Here is a 21435-nt window from a genome sequence, read left to right on the forward strand (position 1 = left end):
ATATTCCTCAATTTGTGTTGTCATTTGCGCAAATCATAGCATGTGAAAAATTCCCCTTGGGCAAAGAATTTGACGCCAAGTTCACGATCCATGTTGACATGCAGGATTCCCGTTGAGTTTAAGGGAGAGCCATGACTCCACTAAAGATATTCTTGCGCCGCAATGCGTACATGCGACATTGCTTCGAGTAGGGCATTGTACCGCTGTAAGACCTGTTCGATAAAATCATCATCTGCAGGGCGCTGTTCTTTGCGTAAGATCGACACGAACTGCTCAAATTCACCAGTCAGCTGTTGTAATTGTGGTGTGCCGACATAGCGCGTCGCCCCATAGATACGATGCAGATTTTGTTCAAGCTGTGGGAAGTCCTCCAGCTCGATCAGTTGCTCCATATCACTTTGCTCATCATCAAAGCTATCGATCAACATACGCAACAAATCTTGGGCAAGATCGGCTTTGTTGGCTGCCAATTGTAGACTGAGATTCCAGTCCAAAATCACATCGTTTGTATGATCGCTTGCGATATGGTTGTAATGCGTCGACTGAATACTCATCTCTGGGGTTGCCAAAGACGGCGCATTGACATGACTGTCGATCGTTTGCAGTTGATCTGCTTTAGTCCATGTACTCAAGATTTGCATGAGTTGCTCGAGCTGAATCGGCTTGGTGACGTAGTCATTAAAGCCTGCTTGCATCAGGTGTTCTTTCTCATCTGACATGGCGTGTGCGGTCAGTGCAATAATCGGCAATTGATGGGTTTGCGTGGCGTGATGTTCCATACCACGGATTGCTTGAGTGGTTTCAGGCCCTGACATCACGGGCATCTGAATATCCATAAACACCAGATCAAACAGCGGTTGATTTTTATCGAGACGTTCTTGGATGCGATTCAGTGCATTTTGTCCATTGAGTGCAGTGGTGACTTCGACATTTAGCTCATTGAGCAAGGCTTCTAAAACCACCAAATTCGGCAAATGATCGTCGACCGCAAGCACATGTAAACCTTGACCATTGAACACTGGGGCGCTAGTGGTTTGTGTTTGATTAAAGAACAACTTCAGTAAATTTTGACGACTTAGAGGTTGATTGAGTGCAAGGGCTTGATGCGTCTGCAAGATTTGTGGATCGAGCAACATTTGATAGCCATAAATCGCCAGATTGCCTTGATAACGGGTGCGAATTTCTTGTAATAATGCATCTAAATCACTGGAGTGATCGACAATCACCCATGCTTTTTCGCCCAAGCCATTAAACTGTTTTAAACGACTGAATAAGTCCAAAATCGAGCTACATTCATGATGCGCTGCATCGTAGTCTTCCAAATACTGTTTGAAAATATTTGCCGTGGCAGGATGCGCAATATAACTCAGCACATTAAACTGCGACATCACGCTTTCAAGCTGTGGCTGTTCATCAGGTAGTTCAAATTGCACATTAAACCAAAAGGTGGCGCCTTTTTCTGTCGGGTTGCGCTCTTGATTGTCTTCAAAACCAATCTGACCGTGCATCAGTTGCACCAATTGTTTTGAGATGGCAAGCCCAAGCCCCGTCCCACCAAACTGGCGAGTAACTGAGGTGTCCCCTTGGCTAAATGAGGCAAATAATTTCTTACGATCGGTACCACTTAGACCAATACCGCTGTCTTGAACGGTGCAGTGCATGGTGATGCGATTGGCGTCCTGATGCTCCAGCCGAGTGCGCACAATAATATCGCCTTCAGGGGTGAATTTAATCGCATTCGACACCAGATTGGTCAGCACTTGTTTAAAACGTAAAATATCACCGCAGACTTGGAAGGGCAGATCATGATCATAATAAATCGCCATGTCGATTTGCTTTTCAGAAGCCAGCGGAGAAAGCATATCCATCACATCAAAAATGGCTTCTTCTAAATTAAAATTTGCGACTTCCAGTTCGAGTTTGCCCGCATCAATTTTTGAAAAATCAAGGACATCGTTGATGAGCGCCAAAAGATGCGCTGATGATTTGCGAATGGTTTGTACATAGAGCTGATTTTCATCATTGAGCTGTCCACGGCGCAGCATCAGATGAATAAAACCATCGATACTGTTCAGCGGTGTGCGTAGTTCATGACTGATATTAGCAAGGAATACCGATTTGGATTGGTTGGCGGAAATCGCTTGGTCACGGGCCTTTTTATAAGTGATGTTTTGTACTTCTAAGGTGTCAAGCGTCTTGCGCAAATCATCTTCGGTTTGTTCGGTATGCTCTTTCAGCTCTAAAAAACTAAAGTTCAAACGGCGTAGCAAAGTCGCAATGTCTTTTTGCAGTAGTGCCAATTCACCCGTCGAGTTGGTCTGAAAACTTTTGCCGAGGCTGTCGGCATTCATGCGTTGCAACTGCAAGCGAATCTCGTACATCGGTGCGATCCAGCGCCGTGCGTAGAAGTTTAAGCACAATAAAAGCAATAATAAGGTGAATAATCCAGTTGCCACCAACACCAACCAAACCCGATACTTCGCCAAAGTGAGCGGTTGATTATCCATTTCGATCATCAGCCATACAGGACCTTGTGCGCTGTAACCGATACGCATGCCATAGATGTGATTATCATCGAACTGGATTGGCCCAAAAAAATCGCTATCTACAGGAAATGCTGGCCACGCCCGATGATTGCGATGTCCAACGCTGATTTGCGCCATACCATGTACATTCACCAAGGCTGCTCGGATCACATCAGGTTCATTCAGCATATATTGCAAAATATGCTGTGCTTCGGCATGTTTGGCGATGCTGGTATGGTCGAGTTTAAGTAGGATCGATGCGGTTTTTTGATAACGAGTGAGCACGGCAGACGCAGCGGTGATTTGTTGAGACTGCATGGAGCGAGAAGTTTCTTGCAAGACGATATAAGCGCCCGCCAAAGCGAGGATCATAATCGGTAAAAAGATCAGTGCAATTAATTGCCCGTAGGCATTGCTGATCTTAAATCGGTGCCAAAAACTTTCGGATCGTTGCTGCATTGCAAATTGTCATAAACAAAGGATAATTATGCACAGATATTAGCATGCTTTCTCTGAACTGCGATTAAGTTAACACACTTGCAATGTATCGCTGATGTCTAACCGCTAGAGCATAGAGCGACTGGGGCATAGCCACTTTGTCATAATACTTTGGCTTAGCCTAAATGCAGCGTTTAGATTTTGCGCAAACGATAATATGCCAAACCTAAAAATATCATCGTCATGACCGCTAAAAACCACACATGCTCAGCCACCTGAGACAACGTTGCGCCCATTTGATTGAGTTTGACGAAGAGCATAACACCATGTGTAGAGGGCAGTGCGGTGGCGATAGATGAAATCCACATCGGCATGGAGGAGTGAGGCCAAGCGATTCCAGACAAAATAAACAAAGGCACAGAACTTACCACAATGACATGCCCCGCACGTTCAGCGATATCGAGAAAAGTGGATAAAAACATGCCCATTGCAGCCACACACGCCACAAAGATCGGCACAGCGATCAGCATTGCAAAAAAATTCCCGCCACGCGGATAGTCATACAGCCAAAAAGTAAAGCCAAATAGGTAATAACAGCCCAAGCTCCCAATGGTGAGCGCCACAGCAAAAATCGCCCAAAACTCACTCGGCTCGGGTCGCCAATTCGACTCTCGATAGCCTGCGATGAGCATACATAAACCCAAAAAAATGGTCTGATGAATGATGACAGGTGCCACCGCAGGAAAAATATAACTGCCATAACCCGATAAGGTGTTGAATAAGGGAATCTGATGAATCGGAATACTCGGCTCAAAGGCGCTGATATTGGCATATTTATCGGCATATTCAGCCAGCGTCGATTCCACCGATTCTGCAATTGCCACACCGATTTGCTTGGTTTTGAGGAAATATGCAGCGCTCAGATAAATACCAATGCCACCATTTTCACCATGTCGAATACTTTTGGTGAGATGATTCGGCAACAGCAAAATGCCATCGGCCTTTTGTTCCTGAACCAGTTGCTGTGCTTCTAAAAAATTTGCAGTGACGGCACGGATTTCGACATTGGGACTTTTTTGAATTTGCGTGATGATTTGATTGCTGAGCTGGCTTTGTTCTTCATCGACGATCACCAATGGTAAAGATTCGGCATGTTGTCCTTTATATGCAGTTGGATAGAAAAAGCTGTAAAAAATCACCGATAAAATCATGGTGGTCAGCACCGATTGATTTTTGGCAATATTTTTAAAAGTTTGCAGATAATAATAAAAAAAAGATTTCATGCGCTGACCTCATTTTGGGTTTTTTTGATCAGCAACAGGGCAAAAATAAAGAATACTGAAAAATGGAGCACTAACAATCCAAAGGGTTGTAGTGAGGTGGCAATCGGACTACCAACCACCCATTGTTCCGTTTGTAATCTAGCATATGGTGTATAGGGGATGATGTACGACCAAAATTGAGTAAAAGTCGGCGCATTATTTAGTGGTAAAGTCACGCCTGCGAAGCTCAGCGAAGACCCACCATATACCGCAATCAAGCCAAAAGTTTTGAGTAAATCTTTGCTGCCTAAAACTAAGCAGACGGCAAGCAGAGCATATGCGGCATAAAATAAAAATTGTCCAAGCAATAAAAACCACAATGAGCCTGCAATCGACCAGCCACGAATCTCCGTTAGCCAAAACATCCACACCCAAGTCCATAGTGAAAAAATCAGGATATAGGGCATGGTCTTGGCAAATAAAATGGCGAAAATATTGTGTCCGCCGAGCCAACTCTTTACAGTCCGATATTTAAGTTCTTGCCCGACGCTAAACGCCACACAACAGCACAGCAACAGATGCATAATTGCAGGAATCAAAGACGGTTCAAGATACAATTCATAGCTTAGCGTCGGGTTAAATAAGGGCGATATTTTGACATTTGGTGTGGGCGCTTCGACATAAGGCAAACTATTTTCTAAGTACGCATTGCCCATGTAGTCGGCGATGCCTTGCACTGTCGCAAGCGATACGGCAGTGGACAACGTATTGCCAATACTAAAAAACGATAGATTATACGCAATGCTAATCTGTGGGTCTTGCGCTTGCACCAGATTGCGCTCCGCACCTTCGGGAATATGCACATATCCCCAAATTTCAGTGCGATTAATCAAATCTTCGGCTTGGTCAATCCGTTCAATACCGTGTTCGATGTGAATGGTGTGATTGAGCGCCAAATGCTTCTCAATGGTTCGACTCAGTTCAGAATGATCTTGATCGATGACGGCGATGGGTAGGTGTTCAGGCTTACCGTCTAAGAACATGGCACTAAATACTATGATCAAAAAAGCAGGCACCAGCGTCACCAAACACAGATCCCACGGATGAGTGATCAAATAGTTTAGTTCACGCTTGAGTGCAGTCCACATTGATGTTTTACCTATCGCCATGCGCTATCGAATTTTTGGAAAATTCAAGGCTTTATTGTCCTTCAACTTCAAAGATCACGCTCATGCCGACTTTGAGATCAGGGATTTTTTGTTCAGGTTCAAGATGCAATTTAAAACTACGAATATCATATCCACCCGTCTGACGTGTGGTTTTAATGGTGGCAAAATCACCTTCTGCATCAATGGTTTTGATCAAAAAAGTCGTTTTTTGATCTAGCGCAGGGATATAGCCTTCAAGGCTTTTCTTTTTATAAACATTGGCATATTGATCTTCACGCACATTCAGACTCACCCAATAATCATCCGTCAGCAGGCTAATAATCGGCACGCCCATCACCACCAATTCACTGGTTTCACCATAAATCTCTGACACGGTGGCATCTTGTGGTGCATGCAGTAAGGTTTCTGCTTCCATAGCATTGGCTTCACTCACCGCAGCACGAGCAATTTCTACTTGTGCATCGGCAGAGGATTTTTGCTGTGTGGTACTGCCACGTTCGGCACGGGCATATTGTTGGTACGATGCTTCCGCTAGTTCGTTGGCAGAAATTTTGGCAGCGTGCATTTGGTCACGACGTTGACGAGAGATCACGCCTTGTTGATATAAAGTTTGTCCACGTTGATAGGTGGTTTCTGCCAGTGCTGCTTGTGCTTTGACACTTTGCCAGTTGGCGTAGAGCGTATCAATATTTTCTTGTTGCGAGCCACGTTCTGCGGTGGATTGTAGTGCGAGCGCGGATTGAAGTGAGGCGAGGGCTTGTTGCTTTTTCGCTTCGACTTCAGGACTACTGAGTTTGATCAGTGCCTGACCTTGTTTCACCTGTTCACCTTCATGCACAAAGAGTTGTTCAATACGACTCGGCACTTTGCTACTGACATGAATGGTATCGGCTTCAACACGTCCTTGAATGCTAATGGTTTTTGGCTGATAGCTTTTCCATAGTCCAAAAATAATCAAGCCCAGTAAGATCAATACCACCAATACAGCAATGGCTTTTTTCAGTTTTGATTTTTTCTGCGCATTTGAGCTGTTGTCATTCAAATTGCTTTCAGAAAAATTACTCTCAGACTGGTTTTGCGGTGCGTTATTTTCTACGCCATTATTGGATACATCGTTGTTTGATGAATCTTTGCTTGTTGAATTACTGTTTGATGAATTATTGCCTGAAGCATTGTTGCCTGATACATCATTGTTGTGTTGATCGTTCATGGTGTACCTCCTGCAACTGTGGTGACAATTTTATCGCTATCAGGTGCATGGATAAAATTTTGAAATTGATCGAGTGAGCCGTGACTTTGTAACAATGTCGCCAAGGACATGACATATTTATAAGCATTGGTGGCAATCTCGGCATGCAATGCATTGATATTATTTTCAGCGTCGATCACATCGGTCGCTGTGCCCATATCCTCACGAAAAGACAGGGTTTGAATGCGCAAGTTTTCTTCGGCAGCCCGCATATTATCTTTTAATAATTGATGACTACGCTGAGCGCCGAGCATGGATTGATAGCTACTATAAATCACATTGGCAAGTTCAACTTTACTTTGTTCGGTAAGTAGCTGTGCAGCTTGGCTTTGTAGCTGTGCAGCTTGCACTTGTTTGCGTTTATCAATGCCAGAGAACAGGTTATAGCTCGCCATCACGCCAACGATCCAATTTTCTTCATCATCTAAAGCATATTCACCAAAGCCAAATACTTTAGGCTTTTGTGCGGCTTGTTTGACTTTGACGTTTTGCTGGGCCAGTACCGTATTGTTTTGCAGTTTCTGAATCAATGGCGAATTTTCTGCATAGCTGTCCATTAATGCAGTCAGATCCAAAGACTGTTGTTCATTGACAAATAGGGGCGTACTCGGCTCGATGGTGTCGAGGCTATGCAACAGATTTTGTAGTTGATATTGGCTAGACTGTAATTGACGCTGAGCGCTTTGATACAGACGATCGGCATTGTTGCGAGCCACTTCGAATTGCATGCGTTGCCCACGGCTGATAAAGCCTTGTTGTTCGAGTTTTAAAGCATTGTCTAAATGGCGCTGCATCGCATTCAGATTGTTTTGACTGGAGGCAAATAACTGTTGTTGTAGTTGCACATCGAAATAGCGAGTAATGAGTTGATAGCGCTGTGCATTTTCATCTTGTGCTTGATCAAAGCGACTGCCTTGTGCTCGAATTTTGGCAATTTCTTTGGCGCTACTGGTTAAGCCACCCGTATAGATCGGCATACTGACCGAGACCGTTGGGCGAAATACTTCATCTTCGAGTTCGAGATGGGCGTAGTTTGGAAATTGGCTGACCCCATCATGGATAATATTGTTAATCCCAGACTGTACGCCATCCAATGCGCTACTCGGCACACCTGCATTTTCAAGTTCAGAGATTCGATCGCTGACCCGCTGCGAGAGCTGATCTTCAATACTTTGTTTAAACTGGTCAAGCGGGACATCAGTTTCGGCATGAAATGCATAAGCACGTGCGTTTAAATCGACTCGAGGTAAACCTAAATGTTTGACAGCTTGTGCCTCGAGCTCAGCAGCTTGCTGTAAAGCACGTTGCGATTGCATGCTGTACGATTCGTTAAAAACACGTTGTTCGGCTTGTTCAAAACTATAGCTTTGCGCAAATGCCATGGAGCTGGCAAGCGCTGTCATACCGAGCAACAGGCGTGAGGTATTTTTATTAAGAAAATTGTCAAATAAAAAAGAGCTGTAAGCTATGGTTTTAGAATCGTTTTTTTGGCGCATTGTCACCGCTCATCGCAAGTCAACCTGCGCATAGTATAAAGCATGCATAATTCAGAAAAAATGATTTTCGTTACTTCCAAGTCGGTGAGCAGCTGTACACCATTGGCAATTCAAATGGGAAATCGCCCGATAAACATATCCATGGCAGTGCAAAATGCAAAAAAGCCAATGATGAACATTGGCTTTTGAGAAATGAGATGATGACTGTTGAATTAATCCGTTTGAATCCAACGATCAGCACGTTCACGGGCAAGGCGCATATCGTTTTGACTGAGATTCGCTGCCAATTTAACAATTTTCTTTTCAGACATATCTTTTACACGATAGTCGAGCATACCATCACGAGTAGATAGCTCGTACCATTGATAGGCACCCGCATAGTTTTTAGCACGTTCTTCAAGTACAGCGAGATTGTAGCTGGCACGGTTATCACCGAGCTTAGCCGCTTTCATCAAATATTGTTTTGCTGAGTCGATGTTTTTCTTCACGCCATTACCGCTGGCATACATCTGACCGACATTGAGCTGTGCAGCTGGAATCCCTTGATCGGCAGCTTTTTTAAACCATGCAAAGGCTTGGTTCATGTCTTTGGCAACGCCTTGACCACGCTTATAGCGATCTGCCAAAAAAAATTGTGCAGGCGCTTGACCAGCTTGGGCATTTTGCGCCAATTGTTGGATCGGCATGGTTGCGTATTGTGCAACGGTAGATTGGCTAGACGGCTGTTGACTGATAAGTTCGGCATGAGTCGACATCGCAGCAACACTAAGGAAGCCAAAAAGGCTACTTATAGCGAGTTTTTTCATAGGGCACTTACTCTGTAAATGGCAATTTCCCCAAACATGTTGGGCATGTATTTCATAATCAAACTGCCTTGCTGATTATCGTTTACAGCGAGGCGATTGATAATTCGAATATTGTTTTCTGCACATAAGGCTTCAAAATCTTTGAAGGTGCACAAGTGAATATTGGGCGTATTGTACCACATGTATGGCAATGCGTCAGAAACAGGCATTTTCCCTTTTAAGGCGAGAAAAGATCGAGTTTTCCAATGGGCAAAGTTCGGAAAGGTAATAATCGCCTCCCGTCCTACACGCACCATGTCACGAAGCAATACATCAGGTGTATCTACTGCTTGCAAAGCTTGTGCCATGACCACGTAGTCAAAACTCTGGTCTGCAAACTGTTTTAAGCCTAGATTAAGGTCTTGTTGAATAATATTCAAGCCCCGACCAATGGCAACAGCGATTTTTTCTTGATCAATTTCGAGTCCATAGGCTTGTACACCGTGCTTTTTCTGCATATGGGCGAGCAATTCACCATTGCCACAGCCCAGATCGAGTACACGAGAGTTGGGTTTGATCCATTTTTCTGCCAATTGTTGATCTAAACGCATGCTTAAGCTCCTTGTCCCGTGGTTTGAGTGTGCGTTTGTGGTGCAGAGATGCTATTCAAACTGCTGGTCAAAAAGTTGTGCATGGTTTTTACATACAACGGCACTGGAAATAAGAAGGAGTCATGACCTTGTTCTGCTTCGATATCGACATAGCTGACAGGCTTGTGGTTTGAGGTCAGCGCTTTGACGATTTCTTGAGAACGTGATGGGGCAAAGCGCCAGTCGGTGGTGAATGACACGACTAAGAATCGACATTTGGTCTGTGCAAGTGCTTTGGGTAAATCACCATCAAACTCTCGTGCAGGATCGAAATAATCTAAGGCTTTGGTCATGATCAGGTAGGTATTTGCATCGAAGTTTCGGCTAAATTGTTCACCTTGATAACGCAAATAGCTTTCCACTTGGAACTCGACATCGAAGCCGTACATGAATTTGCCCAGTTTTAGGTCACGCCCAAATTTCTGCTTCATCGCTTCTTCAGACAAGTAGGTGATATGTCCGACCATGCGTGCCAAAATCAAGCCACGCTTTGGATAGCTGTCATGCTCAAGATAACGTCCATGATGAAAATCTGGGTCAGACAAGATTGACTGACGTGCTACTTCGTTAAAGGCAATATTTTGAGCAGTGAGTTTTGGTGAGCTGGCAACAATCACACAATTGCGTAAATCATCAGGATAATCGACCGACCATTGCAGTGCTTGCATACCGCCCAATGAACCACCGATCACCGCATGCCAAACCGCAATGCCGAGACGCTCAGAGAGCATCTTTTGAGTTTTGACCCAATCACGCACCGTCACCAACGGAAAATCTGGACCATACGGACGATTGTCATTTTCGGGATTTGGCGAGGTTGGTCCCGTGGAGCCATTACAACCACCGATATTATTCAGCGCCACCACATAGAAGTGGTTGGTATCAATGGCTTTACCTGGTCCGATGCACTCATCCCACCAGCCTGCTTTTTTATCATCTTCGTGATGATAGCCTGCGGCATGATGATGTCCTGATAGGGCATGACAAATCAAAATCGCATTGGAGCGATCTGCATTGAGTTGTCCATAAGTTTCCACCATGATTTCAAAACGTGGCAATACTCGACCACATTCCAGCTCAAGTGGCTCTTCAAAACTAAACTTTTCTGGACTGACGATACCTACTGAATCGCTTGCAAAGCTCACGCTAATCCCTTGATTGATTTTTCATAACAAAAGGATACCAATAAATTGGTATCCTTCCATATATAAATCTGTGTTTTTACGCAGATTCTGTAATTTGTTCAGCTTCAATTGCACCATTTTTGATCATGCGATTGATACATGCCAAGATCGCTTCGATCGAAGCTGTGACGATATTGTCATGAATACCGACACCAAAACCACTAATTGGTTGACCTTGGATTTGGAGTTCAATCATGGCAAGTGCTTTGGCATTGGCACCATGACCGATGCTTTTCTCTTCATAGTTCAATACATCAATCGGTAGGGCAATCGCATCCAAAATCGCAGAAATTGGTCCATTACCTTCACCTGTGAGATGACGCACTTCACCGCCTGCCAACACTTCAAATTGTACCGCTTGACGACCATTGTGATCCGACAAGTGATAATTTTTCACTTGATAATAATTCATTCCAGTGTAGATGTAAGTCTGTTTGAACAATTCCCAAATTTGATCCGCACTGATTTCGGTGCCGTGCTCATCGGTGTGTTGTTGCACAATCTGACTGAATTCAATCTGCAAGCGACGTGGCAAAACGACACCATAGCTTGATTCAAGTAAGTAGGCGATACCGCCTTTACCAGACTGACTGTTGACACGGATCACTGCATCATAGCTACGTCCCAAATCTTTCGGGTCGATTGGCAAATATGGCATGTCCCAAATGTCTTCGTCTTTTTGGAATTCGAAGCCTTTTTTAATCGCATCTTGGTGCGAGCCTGAGAATGCAGTAAACACCAAATCACCTGCATATGGATGACGTGGATGCACTGGCAACCCTGTGCATTCTTCAATGGTCGCAATGATTTCATTGACGTTAGAGAAATCTAAGTTAGGCGCAACACCTTGGGTGTACATATTCAAGGCAACGGCTGCCACATCGACATTCCCCGTACGTTCGCCATTACCGAACACACAGCCTTCGACACGATCTGCGCCTGCCATCAAAGCAAGTTCAGCAGCAGCGATACCACAGCCACGGTCATTATGCGGATGAACAGAAATGATCACACCTTCACGGCGTTGTAAGTTGCGGTGCATCCACTCGATCTGATCGGCATAGACATTTGGCGTAGACACTTCAACCGTCGCAGGTAAATTTAAAATGACTTTGTTGTCCGCAGATGCTTCCCAGATCTCAGTGACGGCGTCACAGACATCTTTAGCAACTTGCAATTCTGTTGCAGTAAAGCATTCTGGGCTATATTGGAATACCCATTCTGTTTCAGGATATTTTTCCGCAGTTTGCTTGACCTTCTTCGCTGCATTCATCGCTAAGGTTTTTGCACCCGCTTCATCGACATTTAAGACTTTTTTACGGAAAGTTGGCGAGTTTGAATTATAAATATGCACGATGGCACGCTTCGCACCGATTAATGATTCAAAAGTACGCTCGATCAAGTGATCACGGGCTTGAACCAAAACTTCGATATAGACATCATCGGGAATGTGATTTTCTTCGATCAATTTACGGGTAAAATCAAAGTCGACTTGTGACGCAGAAGGGAAGCCAATTTCGATATGTTTAAAGCCGATACCGACCAACATTTGGAACATCTTGAATTTTTGTTCGATGCTCATCGGTTCGAAAATCGCTTGGTTGCCATCACGCAGATCGGTGCTCATCCAAATCGGCGCCGTGGTAATTTCATTATTTGGCCACTGACGATCGGGTAAATCGACACGCTGATACATGCGACGATATTTTTGACTTGGATCTTTTAACATGATGAAAACTCCGCTTTTGACGAATGTGCGCACACAATAACTGTATAAGTCGTTTTGCGTGGATAATACAAAAAAGACCATACTTTGATTGTCTTTTATTGTACGCCTAAAACATGAAAATGTATTTCGATTCTCGCCCAAAGTATGGGGTGGTTTGGTGTAAATTTTAAATATATTAGGTTAAAGTGAAAATAATTTCTAAATCTCGCTCCACATGCGCAAAAGGTTGTGGTAATGATTCGCTAATGCCAAAGTGTCTTCACTTTCACCTTTGGTGCGCATTCGCGTGATCACTTGATCCAACTCAAATAATGAGGTGCGCTTGATATCATCTCGAATCATGCTTTGAACCCAAAAGAATGAACAAACACGTTTGCCTTGAGTGACAGGGGTAACCTTATGGATACTGGTTGAAGGGTAGAGCACCATATCACCAGCAGGGAGTTTAACCTCATGCTCACCATAGAGGTCTTGGATGATCAATTCACCACCTTCGTAGTCATCAGGTTCATTGAGAAAGATTGTACAAGATAAATCGGTGCGAAGTAGATTTGGCGATTGATGAAAGCCACGTACCGCACCATCAACGTGGAAACCATATTCACCACCACCTTCATAACGATTAAATAAGGGTGGGACGATACGAAGCGGTAAGGCTGCGGCGAAAAAATATGGATTATTATTGAGTTGTTCGAGAATAATTTTGCCCAGTTGTTGTGCAACTTCACCATGTTCTGGCAGTTGTAAGTTGCGTTTGACCTTTGCGCCTTGATCGCCAACTGTGTTACGCCCATCGACCCAATCAGCTTGTTCTAAGGTTTGATAAAACTGTTGAACTTGTGTTTTGGTTAACACATCAGGAATATGTAAAATCATATTTAACTCAAATGTTCAGTGCATAAAAGAGATGAAAAAAGCCCATCATGCGGACACCATCAGGATGTGATAATACCAGCAGATAGGCTTTTGAGCTCAGTACGTTTTAACTTCAGTGAATTTCAATTGCAGCAATTGCAGGGTGCAGATTAGAAGTTAAAGTTTAATGCAGCACGATAGTTGCGTTCAGCACCTGGAATATAGCGCCAGCCACCACGGTTAATACTTGCAATGTATTCTTCATCAAATAAATTATTCACATTGAGTTGGATGCCAATATTTTTGGTCACTTGATAGCTTGCCATTGCATCAACAACCCAATAATCAGGCACAACCGAAGGACCGACTTGGTTGCCATCACGAGATTTCTTCATTTCACCAATGTATCGTGTGCCACCACCGATGCTCCATTTATCTGTTTTATATGTAGACCACAGTGTAAATGCATCTGTCGGGGTAAATGGAATTTCGTCAGAGCCATCCGCTGAAACTGCACCCGTACCGATTGCTTGAGTAACATTTTCAATTTCGGAATCTTGATAAGTATATCCAGCACTTAATTGCCATTGATCGGTGATTTGACCAACTGCACCAAGCTCAACGCCTTGTACTGATTTTTTACCGTTTTGATAGTAATTGCCGTCATCATCTTGGGTCATTTCATTGCTGAGTTCAGTGTGAAAAACAGCACCACTCAGTAGTAGTCGTTTATCCATAAACTCCCATTTGGTACCGATTTCGGCATTATTAGTTTTTTGCGGATCCATGGCTAAATTATTATTACTATTGGCACTGGTTGAAGGCGCAAAGGCATTACTACTTGCTAGACCATCGCCACCTGTGATGGTGCCTGGGGGTTGTTGCTGAACCGAATAATTTGCATAAATGCTCCCATTTTCGGTAGGTTTAAAGAGGACACCTGCTTTCCAGTTAAACAAGTTATCGGAAGTATCACTTTGGAATGACTCATAATTTGCAGGTTGACCACGTCCAGCGGTATTGCTAATTCCTTTGGCATTTAGTTTGTAGTGATCTAAGCGTACGCCACCATTCACTGACCAGCGTGGCGATAATTTCAATGTGTCAAAAGCATAGATGGAGTATGTATCAAGCTGACCATTTGAGTAGCTCGGGTTGCGTGTCATTGATGACTCAAGATCGGCATCTGGATCGTAGAGTGATGTTGGCAAGACCGTCACATCATATCCATAACTATCCATTTCCTCTTGTGTGATTTCGATACCCGTACTGAGATTATGCTGAACTGAACCTGTATTAAATACCGTACTTAAATTGGTTTGGCTAGTCAAAATTTTGTTCACTGTATCGCCATTATTGCCACTACGACCAATTAAGGTATCTTCGGCGTCACCATTGACTGTGAAGCCCATGGGAATTGTTGCCAAATATTTGTGTGTCATACGTCCCCAACGTAGCGCACTGCTTAATTTGCTTTGTTCAGAGATATCGTGCTCAATACGAAGCGTTGCCATATCTGCTTTGACATCATCAAAATCACTGTTAGAGCCATAAAAAGTCGAGGCATCAACAGGATGACTATTGAGATAATCCGCTATGGCTGCATAAGTTGGGTTGCGACTTGCATCAAATCCATCTAGCCCAACGGTAGATACTCCACCATCGATGACATTGTCTTGCTCGATATGTAAATAGTTTAGAAATAGACGCGTATCTGTGTCTAAGCCAAAGGCAAGCGAGGGTGCAATGCCCCATTTTTTGTTTTCGACACCATCTCGATTGATGCCATCTGCTTGTTCAACCATGGCATTGAGTCGCAAAGCCGTCCCATCACTCACCGCTTGATTGAGATCAACCGTGCCACGGCTATAACTGTCAGAGCCAAAACCAATACTTGCACGATTGAAATCTTGAGCTTGCGCTTCTTTAGATTTTAGATTGATTGAACCAGAAGCTGCCGTTCGACCGTTATCCGTACCCGCCGCACCTTTAAATACTTCAATTTGCTCAATGTTAAATACGTCACGAGAAATATTGCCTAAATCACGAATACCATCAACAAAAATACTATTTGATACGTCAAAACCCCGCATAGTCACGGCATCACCTGTATTCATGCGACCATTCTCACCCAATGCAAAAGTGCCTACGCCAGGCACATTGCGTAAGGCTTCTGTGAGTGTGCTTGCGGATTGTTCTTGTAGAATATCCTTGCCAATGATCGCCACAGTTTGTGTCGTATCCACCAATGGTTGAGTAAATTTGCTAGATGACACTTTGTCGACTTTATAGCCTTCTTGTTCCGCTTTGACTTCAATCGTGGGGAGTTCAACCACTTGATCTACGGCGTGTGTTGCGAATGGAAGTGCTGCTGCAGCGACTGCAAGCAGTTGCGATGCACATGGACGTTTACGGCTTTTAATCATACTCATGGTCAATTCCCAAAAAGAAATTAAGGAGATATTACGAAGGAAATGCTACAGCATGTAACAAATTGCGCATATGTTAGTGATAATTATTCGTGTTTTCAATAGTATTAATTGAGCTGCTGAGAATGAATTTGAGGAAAATTGTGATTGATTGCATACAATTGCGTAACAAAATTGATTGTGGCGGTACTTTTTAAAACTCAAATCGCAGCAAAAAAAAATCAAAACATGGTTCAATTTGTCAAAATTCACATGAAAGTACACAAAGATTTTACGCACAAGTTTTGTATATCGTCCGATGTTGTCATATAATGTGGCACTTTTTTTAAAACTGTAATGATTAATCCAAAGATAGAGGAAGCCATGCAAGTAACTTCTGAAGCGGTTTCGGGTGTTTCCCGTCGTTTAAATGTGTCAGTACCGAGCAGCCGTGTGAATGAACAATTTGAAGCACGTATTCAACGTACTGCGAAAACTGTGAAGATGAACGGCTTTCGTCCAGGTAAAGTACCTGTGAATGTCGTTCGCCGTGAATATGGTGCGGGTATTTACCAAGAAGTCGTGAATGACATCATTCGTGACACCGTATTTGAAGCGATCCAACAAGAAAAAATCAACGCTGTTGGCACACCAAACATCGAAAAAGTAGAAAACAAAGACGATGCGTTGGTCTATGAAGCGACTGTTGAAGTGTATCCAGAAGTGCAAGTGGCTGGTTTTGATGGCTTGGAAATCGAGCGCAAAAAAGCTGAAGTCAAAGATGCTGACGTTGACGTCATGATCGAAAACTTGCAAAAGCAACGTCAAACTTGGGCTGAAACCAAGGGTATGGCGAAAAACGAAATGCAAGTAACTTTCGACTTCGAAGGTTCAATCGACGGTGAGAAGTTTGACGGCGGTTCTGCTGAAGACTACACACTGGTACTTGGTTCAGGTCAAATGATCCCAGGCTTTGAAGATGGCATCGTTGGCATGAAAAAAGGCGAAGAGAAAGTGATTGATGTCACTTTCCCTGAAGACTATCAAGCTGAAAACCTTGCGGGTAAAGCAGCACAGTTCAAAATCACTGTGAAGAAAGTTGAAAAAGCAAAGCTTCCTGAAATCGATAAAGAATTCTTAGAAGTATTTGGTCTGTCTGAAGAAGAAGGCGTAGACAAACTCAAAGCTGACGTTCGTAAAAATATGGAACGTGAAGTGAAAAATGGTCTACGTAGCCAAGTGAAACAAGCGGCATTTGATGCACTTGTGGCAGCGAATGAAATCGAAGTACCAGCATCAATGGTTGCACAAGAAATAGATCGTCAACGCCAACAAATGGTACAACAGTTCACGCAACAATTTGGTGCACAAGGTGCGCAAGCATTTGATTCAAGCGTGTTACCAGACGACTTGTTCAAAGACCAAGCTGAGCGTTCTGTGAAGTTGGGTGTATTAATTTCTAAAGTATTGCAAGATGCAAAACTTGAAGTAGATCAAGCACGTGTGACAGCATTCATCGAAGACATGGCGTCTTCTTATGAAGATCCATCTGAAGTGATCGAATACTTCACGACTGACAAGCAACAACGTGCGCAAATCGAAGCGGTTGTGCTTGAAGATCAAGTGGTTGATCACATTTTGCAAGGTGCAAAAGTGTCAGAAACTGAAGTGTCTTATCAAGATCTCTTGAAAGAACAACAAGCACGTCAACAAGGTTAATGGTTTTTCTCTTTGCGAGATAATCCGTTAATCAATTGATGATGCAAAGCCAAGTAATCTGAGATTGCTTGGCTTTTTTGTTTATTCACAGGTAGTGCTTTATTGTTCCAAGCGTAATATTTCAAAATGTAAGTCGAGCATGAATTTTGCACGGAAATCCAGTGCGGTGCTTGATGAAGTTGCTATTCAAAGTTATATTGCAAGATTCTGAAAGCGTGAATGACTTGAAATTAGCGGACTTGTACGCATATAGAGCATTCGTAGAGATTAAAAAATCAAAGGAAATATTATTCTTATGTATGTCCCAAGTGTTGATAATGCGCTCGTTCCAATGGTGGTTGAACAATCTTCACGTGGAGAGCGTTCTTTTGATATTTTCTCACGCTTATTGCGGGAACGTGTGATTTTCCTCACAGGTGAAGTTGAGGATAATATGGCGAATCTGATCGTGGCACAGATGCTGTTTTTGGAAGCTGAAAATCCTGATAAAGACATCCATCTTTATATCAACTCCCCAGGTGGTTCGGTGACGGCGGGTATGGCGATTTATGATACAATGCAGTTTATCAAGCCTGATGTGGTGACCTACTGTATGGGGCAAGCCGCTTCAATGGGGGCATTTTTGCTCAATGCGGGTGCCAAGGGTAAGCGCTACTGTCTTGAAAATGCACGGGTCATGATCCACCAGCCATTAGGTGGTTTCCGTGGTCAAGCCTCAGATATTGAGATTCATGCCCGTGAAATTTTATACATTAAAGAGCGTTTAAACCGCTTGATGGCAGAGCATAGCGGTCAAGATTATGACCGTATTGCCCGTGATACCGATCGTGATAATTTTATGACGGCACAAGCTGCCAAAGACTATGGACTCGTTGATCAAGTGCTCAGCAAGCGTCCATAACCCTGACTGATCGAATTTTGGAGTGTCTATGTCCGAAACTACTAAAGGACAAAAAAGCTGTTCATTTTGTGGAAAATCACAAGCAGAAGTCGGCAAATTAATTGCTGGCGAAGATGCTTATATCTGCAATGAATGTGTCGATGTCTGCCTTGATTTGGTACAAACCAGTCAGCAAGTGGAGTCTGGTGATTGGGCATCTCGTCCACTGCCGAAGCCACAGGAAATTCGTGAGGCTTTAGATCAATATGTGATTGGTCAAGACTGGGCGAAAAAGACACTTTCTGTAGCAGTATATAACCATTACAAACGCTTGAAGATTACGCAGCAGGCAGGTGCCAAGTCTGATATTGAGCTGTCAAAAAGTAATATTTTGCTGATTGGACCAACAGGTTCAGGTAAGACTTTGCTTGCACAAACACTTGCACGGTTGCTTGATGTGCCGTTTGCGATGGCAGATGCGACCACATTGACCGAAGCGGGCTATGTCGGTGAAGATGTCGAAAACATCGTGCAAAAGCTATTGCAAAAAGCCGATTACGATGTCGATAAAGCGCAAAAAGGCATTATCTACATTGATGAAATCGACAAAATCACCCGTAAGTCTGAGAATCCATCGATTACCCGTGATGTATCGGGCGAGGGTGTACAGCAAGCCTTATTGAAAATGATCGAAGGTACGGTTGCATCGATTCCGCCACAAGGTGGGCGTAAGCATCCACAGCAAGAGTTCATTCAAGTGGATACCTCAAATATCTTGTTTATTTGCGGTGGTGCATTTGCGGGCTTAGATAAGATCGTGCAACAACGTCACGAAAAAGGTGGTATTGGCTTTACCGCAGAAGTGAAGAAAAAGGACGAAGTGAAGAAGCTCGGTGAGCTATTCCGTGAAGTTGAACCAGAAGATTTGATTAAATTTGGTTTGATCCCTGAGTTTATCGGTCGTTTGCCTGTGATTGCCACGCTAGAAGAGCTAGATGAAGCAGCACTCATGCAAATTCTGACTGAACCAAAGAATGCCTTGACTCGCCAATATCAATATCTTTTTGAGATGGAAGATGTGGATTTGGTCTTTGAAGAAACCGCATTACGTGCTGTGGCGAAAAAGGCATTGGAACGTAAAACGGGTGCGCGTGGTCTACGTTCGATCTTGGAAAATGTCTTGCTCGATACCATGTATGACTTACCAAGTGCTAAAGATATTGGCAAAGTCACCATTACCGAGGAAGTGATTCAAGACAATGCTGCGCCTGTACTTGATGCACAGCGTTTGCCAAAAGCTGAACAGATTGAATCGGAAAAAACTGTCGATTTAAAAGTGGTGAATGATCAGCAGTCTGCTTAATTTTAAAATTCTGTTGACTCTATCTCAAAACGCATGATTTCGATCATGCGTTTTTTATTTGCAAATTGAGCATGAAATGTTAATCTTGATCAAAATCGCAGTAAAGGTGAGCGGAGCTCATTTTGCGAGCTGATCAACATGGTTCAGAGCTGGACAGGGATGATTCTGTCGAGATGCTGGGTCAGATCAAATAAATCGAATACAAAAAGAAAAACACGCTAGAGGGAAGTCATGCGGAATCTATGGATATTCATTACTGCATCCACGATGGTTGGGTGTGCGTCGACAGGACACGAGCAATCATCCTTATGGCATAAGCTATGGCACAAAGAGCAAGCTATAGCGCAAGCTCAGCCAATCAATCATTCGACTTTGCCTGATGTGGACTTGAGCAAGGAGCCAGGTTTGCTTGAGCAATATCGTGTGGGTAAATTCTCGCTGGGTGCATGGGTTAATCAAGAGCCGGGGCAATATTTTCAACCTGTCAATATTCGCCATCCACAAGCGGCAATGGTGTATATGTATCGTCCGCATAGTGAGTGGAATCGTCAAGAAATCTTAGCGCCGAATTTCTTTATCAATGGTGAGCGCATTCCGAGTTTGATAGATAATCACTACTATTGGGTCGAGTTGCCAGCGGGAAGTTATCGTTTAAGTACCAGCCATCCCTTGGCAAATATGCACTTTCAAAAGCCAAAGTTGCTGGATTTTGATGTCGAGGCAGGGCAGACCTACTATATCAAATACGAAGAACAAGGCTTTCGTACAGGCGGAAGCTATCAAAAACCGTTATATTTGATGTCAGAACAATTGGGCGCTCGGGAAATCATGCAAACCCAGCTGAAAACACCGGGCATTAGTTTTGCGAAATATGATGAGCTACAGCAGGCGACTTTGGTTGGTAATATTCATCAAGGTGATTATCATCGTGTGGATAAAGATGATTTGTCTGAGAAAGAGCGCTTAACCATAAAAAAACCATTTAAGCTCTGGAATCCTTTGAGTTGGTAACCCGATGAGTTGGTAATGAATGCTATGCTCTGATATAACAGCTTCGCCATAAAAAAGACGCATTAGGCGTCTTTTTAATTGCTTATTAGTGGCTTATGGTTGCATGAGGCGAAGCAACACACCTTCTAATTTTTGTTCAAATTGCGTATTTTGAAAGCTGTCTTCTGCGATGGATTGAAAATATTTTTGCAATTGATTCGCCACCAGCATGTCTTTGCGATTAATCGAGCGACCTTCAGCGGTGCTTAAAAATCGGATATAGGCTTGCACTTCTTCTTCGGTGTAGACATTTTGCATGATGTCTTTCATTTTTATTTTGACTTGTGGTTGGGTTAGCACATCTTTGGTGGTATCAAACAGAATTTGTGCAATCTCTTGTGCAGCAATCAGTTGCTGGGCATCGAGTTGCTCTGTGCCCATCAAGCGCATAATGATATTTTCAGACTCGGTTTCAAACTGTGGGTGTAGATCGTTGAGTGAACTCTGAATCAGTTGCTCAATTTCAGACAATGCGAAAAGTTGCTCTACAGAGCTGGACTTTGCAGGGCTTGCATGGGCAGTTGATGAGAGGGCAAAAGCACTGCTGAGTATAATTGCAGAAAGAAAGCATGCGATCCTGTGCATGGCGTGTGTCCTAGAGATTCATCTTATTTTCAATTTAACATAGCATAATGTGATGAAAGTACAATTCTTTTTTCTAGAAATTGAAACA

The 21435-nt window shown here is 43.4% G+C and carries 16 protein-coding genes; 4 read left to right on the plus strand and 12 right to left on the minus strand.

Going from position 1 to position 21435, the window contains the following annotated elements; genetic code table 11:
• Positions 1-140 precede the first annotated feature (140 nt).
• The 11 genes from BLQ60_RS05790 to BLQ60_RS05840 form a co-directional block, all read right to left on the minus strand.
• Positions 141-2984: a response regulator gene (locus tag BLQ60_RS05790; protein WP_092617275.1), complete on the minus strand. Its 2844-nt coding sequence runs from the start codon at positions 2982-2984 to the stop codon at positions 141-143.
• Between the two features lie 173 nt (positions 2985-3157).
• Complete coding sequence (locus BLQ60_RS05795; RefSeq protein ID WP_092617278.1) at positions 3158-4246, minus strand: ABC transporter permease; 1089 nt, start codon at positions 4244-4246, stop codon at positions 3158-3160.
• Complete coding sequence (locus tag BLQ60_RS05800; RefSeq protein WP_092617281.1) at positions 4243-5373, minus strand: ABC transporter permease; 1131 nt, start codon at positions 5371-5373, stop codon at positions 4243-4245. The genes BLQ60_RS05795 and BLQ60_RS05800 overlap by 4 nt, the downstream gene beginning before the upstream one ends.
• A gap of 52 nt (positions 5374-5425) precedes the next feature.
• Positions 5426-6604, minus strand: coding sequence for an HlyD family secretion protein (locus BLQ60_RS05805; protein ID WP_092617284.1), 1179 nt, complete (start codon positions 6602-6604; stop codon positions 5426-5428).
• The gene (locus BLQ60_RS05810; protein WP_378235231.1) at positions 6601-8046 is read right to left on the minus strand and encodes a TolC family protein; all 1446 of its coding nucleotides are present in this window, start codon (positions 8044-8046) and stop codon (positions 6601-6603) included. Before BLQ60_RS05810 ends, BLQ60_RS05805 begins: the two co-directional genes overlap by 4 nt.
• Positions 8047-8351: 305 nt before the next feature.
• On the minus strand, positions 8352-8945 hold the full coding sequence (locus tag BLQ60_RS05815) for a tetratricopeptide repeat protein (RefSeq protein WP_092617290.1): 594 nt from the start codon (positions 8943-8945) through the stop codon (positions 8352-8354).
• On the minus strand, positions 8942-9535 hold the full coding sequence (gene metW, locus BLQ60_RS05820) for a methionine biosynthesis protein MetW (protein ID WP_092617293.1): 594 nt from the start codon (positions 9533-9535) through the stop codon (positions 8942-8944). The genes BLQ60_RS05815 and metW overlap by 4 nt, the downstream gene beginning before the upstream one ends.
• A gap of 2 nt (positions 9536-9537) precedes the next feature.
• Positions 9538-10719, minus strand: coding sequence for a homoserine O-succinyltransferase MetX (gene metX, locus BLQ60_RS05825; RefSeq protein ID WP_092617295.1), 1182 nt, complete (start codon positions 10717-10719; stop codon positions 9538-9540).
• 76 nt (positions 10720-10795) lie between these two features.
• Positions 10796-12490: a 2-isopropylmalate synthase gene (gene leuA / locus BLQ60_RS05830; protein ID WP_092617453.1), complete on the minus strand. Its 1695-nt coding sequence runs from the start codon at positions 12488-12490 to the stop codon at positions 10796-10798.
• A gap of 195 nt (positions 12491-12685) precedes the next feature.
• Complete coding sequence (locus BLQ60_RS05835; RefSeq protein WP_092617298.1) at positions 12686-13363, minus strand: Fe2+-dependent dioxygenase; 678 nt, start codon at positions 13361-13363, stop codon at positions 12686-12688.
• Positions 13364-13512: 149 nt separating this feature from the next.
• On the minus strand, positions 13513-15774 hold the full coding sequence (locus BLQ60_RS05840) for a catecholate siderophore receptor Fiu (protein ID WP_092617301.1): 2262 nt from the start codon (positions 15772-15774) through the stop codon (positions 13513-13515).
• A gap of 360 nt (positions 15775-16134) precedes the next feature.
• Here BLQ60_RS05840 and tig point away from each other — a divergent pair, with 360 nt between their 5' ends.
• The 4 genes from tig (at position 16135) to BLQ60_RS05860 (ending at position 20723) form a co-directional block, all read left to right on the plus strand.
• Positions 16135-17469 carry a trigger factor gene (tig, locus tag BLQ60_RS05845; protein WP_092617304.1) on the plus strand — a complete coding sequence of 445 codons (1335 nt, stop codon included), beginning with the start codon at positions 16135-16137 and terminating at the stop codon, positions 17467-17469.
• Between the two features lie 295 nt (positions 17470-17764).
• Positions 17765-18370: an ATP-dependent Clp endopeptidase proteolytic subunit ClpP gene (gene clpP, locus BLQ60_RS05850; protein WP_092617306.1), complete on the plus strand. Its 606-nt coding sequence runs from the start codon at positions 17765-17767 to the stop codon at positions 18368-18370.
• 28 nt (positions 18371-18398) lie between these two features.
• The gene (clpX, locus tag BLQ60_RS05855; RefSeq protein WP_092617309.1) at positions 18399-19712 is read left to right on the plus strand and encodes an ATP-dependent protease ATP-binding subunit ClpX; all 1314 of its coding nucleotides are present in this window, start codon (positions 18399-18401) and stop codon (positions 19710-19712) included.
• A gap of 231 nt (positions 19713-19943) precedes the next feature.
• A complete protein-coding gene (locus BLQ60_RS05860; RefSeq protein WP_092617312.1) occupies positions 19944-20723 on the plus strand; it encodes a DUF2846 domain-containing protein in 780 nt (259 codons plus the stop codon).
• Between the two features lie 93 nt (positions 20724-20816).
• On the opposite strand, the gene BLQ60_RS05865 is transcribed toward BLQ60_RS05860, so the two are convergent.
• Positions 20817-21347: a DUF2059 domain-containing protein gene (locus tag BLQ60_RS05865; protein ID WP_092617314.1), complete on the minus strand. Its 531-nt coding sequence runs from the start codon at positions 21345-21347 to the stop codon at positions 20817-20819.
• Positions 21348-21435: the final 88 nt, after the last annotated feature.

Source organism: Acinetobacter marinus, from assembly GCF_900096915.1.
GTDB lineage: Bacteria > Pseudomonadota > Gammaproteobacteria > Pseudomonadales > Moraxellaceae > Acinetobacter > Acinetobacter marinus.

Coding starts and splice junctions, on each gene's coding strand:
- BLQ60_RS05790 (WP_092617275.1), bottom strand. CDS start 2,984: ATGCAGCAACGATCCGAAAGTTTTTGGCACCGATTTAAGATCAGCAAT.
- BLQ60_RS05795 (WP_092617278.1), bottom strand. CDS start 4,246: ATGAAATCTTTTTTTTATTATTATCTGCAAACTTTTAAAAATATTGCC.
- BLQ60_RS05800 (WP_092617281.1), bottom strand. CDS start 5,373: ATGTGGACTGCACTCAAGCGTGAACTAAACTATTTGATCACTCATCCG.
- BLQ60_RS05805 (WP_092617284.1), bottom strand. CDS start 6,604: ATGAACGATCAACACAACAATGATGTATCAGGCAACAATGCTTCAGGC.
- BLQ60_RS05810 (WP_378235231.1), bottom strand. CDS start 8,046: ATGACAGCGCTTGCCAGCTCCATGGCATTTGCGCAAAGCTATAGTTTT.
- BLQ60_RS05815 (WP_092617290.1), bottom strand. CDS start 8,945: ATGAAAAAACTCGCTATAAGTAGCCTTTTTGGCTTCCTTAGTGTTGCT.
- metW (WP_092617293.1), bottom strand. CDS start 9,535: ATGCGTTTAGATCAACAATTGGCAGAAAAATGGATCAAACCCAACTCT.
- BLQ60_RS05835 (WP_092617298.1), bottom strand. CDS start 13,363: ATGATTTTACATATTCCTGATGTGTTAACCAAAACACAAGTTCAACAG.
- BLQ60_RS05840 (WP_092617301.1), bottom strand. CDS start 15,774: ATGAGTATGATTAAAAGCCGTAAACGTCCATGTGCATCGCAACTGCTT.
- tig (WP_092617304.1), top strand. CDS start 16,135: ATGCAAGTAACTTCTGAAGCGGTTTCGGGTGTTTCCCGTCGTTTAAAT.
- clpP (WP_092617306.1), top strand. CDS start 17,765: ATGTATGTCCCAAGTGTTGATAATGCGCTCGTTCCAATGGTGGTTGAA.
- clpX (WP_092617309.1), top strand. CDS start 18,399: ATGTCCGAAACTACTAAAGGACAAAAAAGCTGTTCATTTTGTGGAAAA.
- BLQ60_RS05860 (WP_092617312.1), top strand. CDS start 19,944: ATGCGGAATCTATGGATATTCATTACTGCATCCACGATGGTTGGGTGT.
- BLQ60_RS05865 (WP_092617314.1), bottom strand. CDS start 21,347: ATGCACAGGATCGCATGCTTTCTTTCTGCAATTATACTCAGCAGTGCT.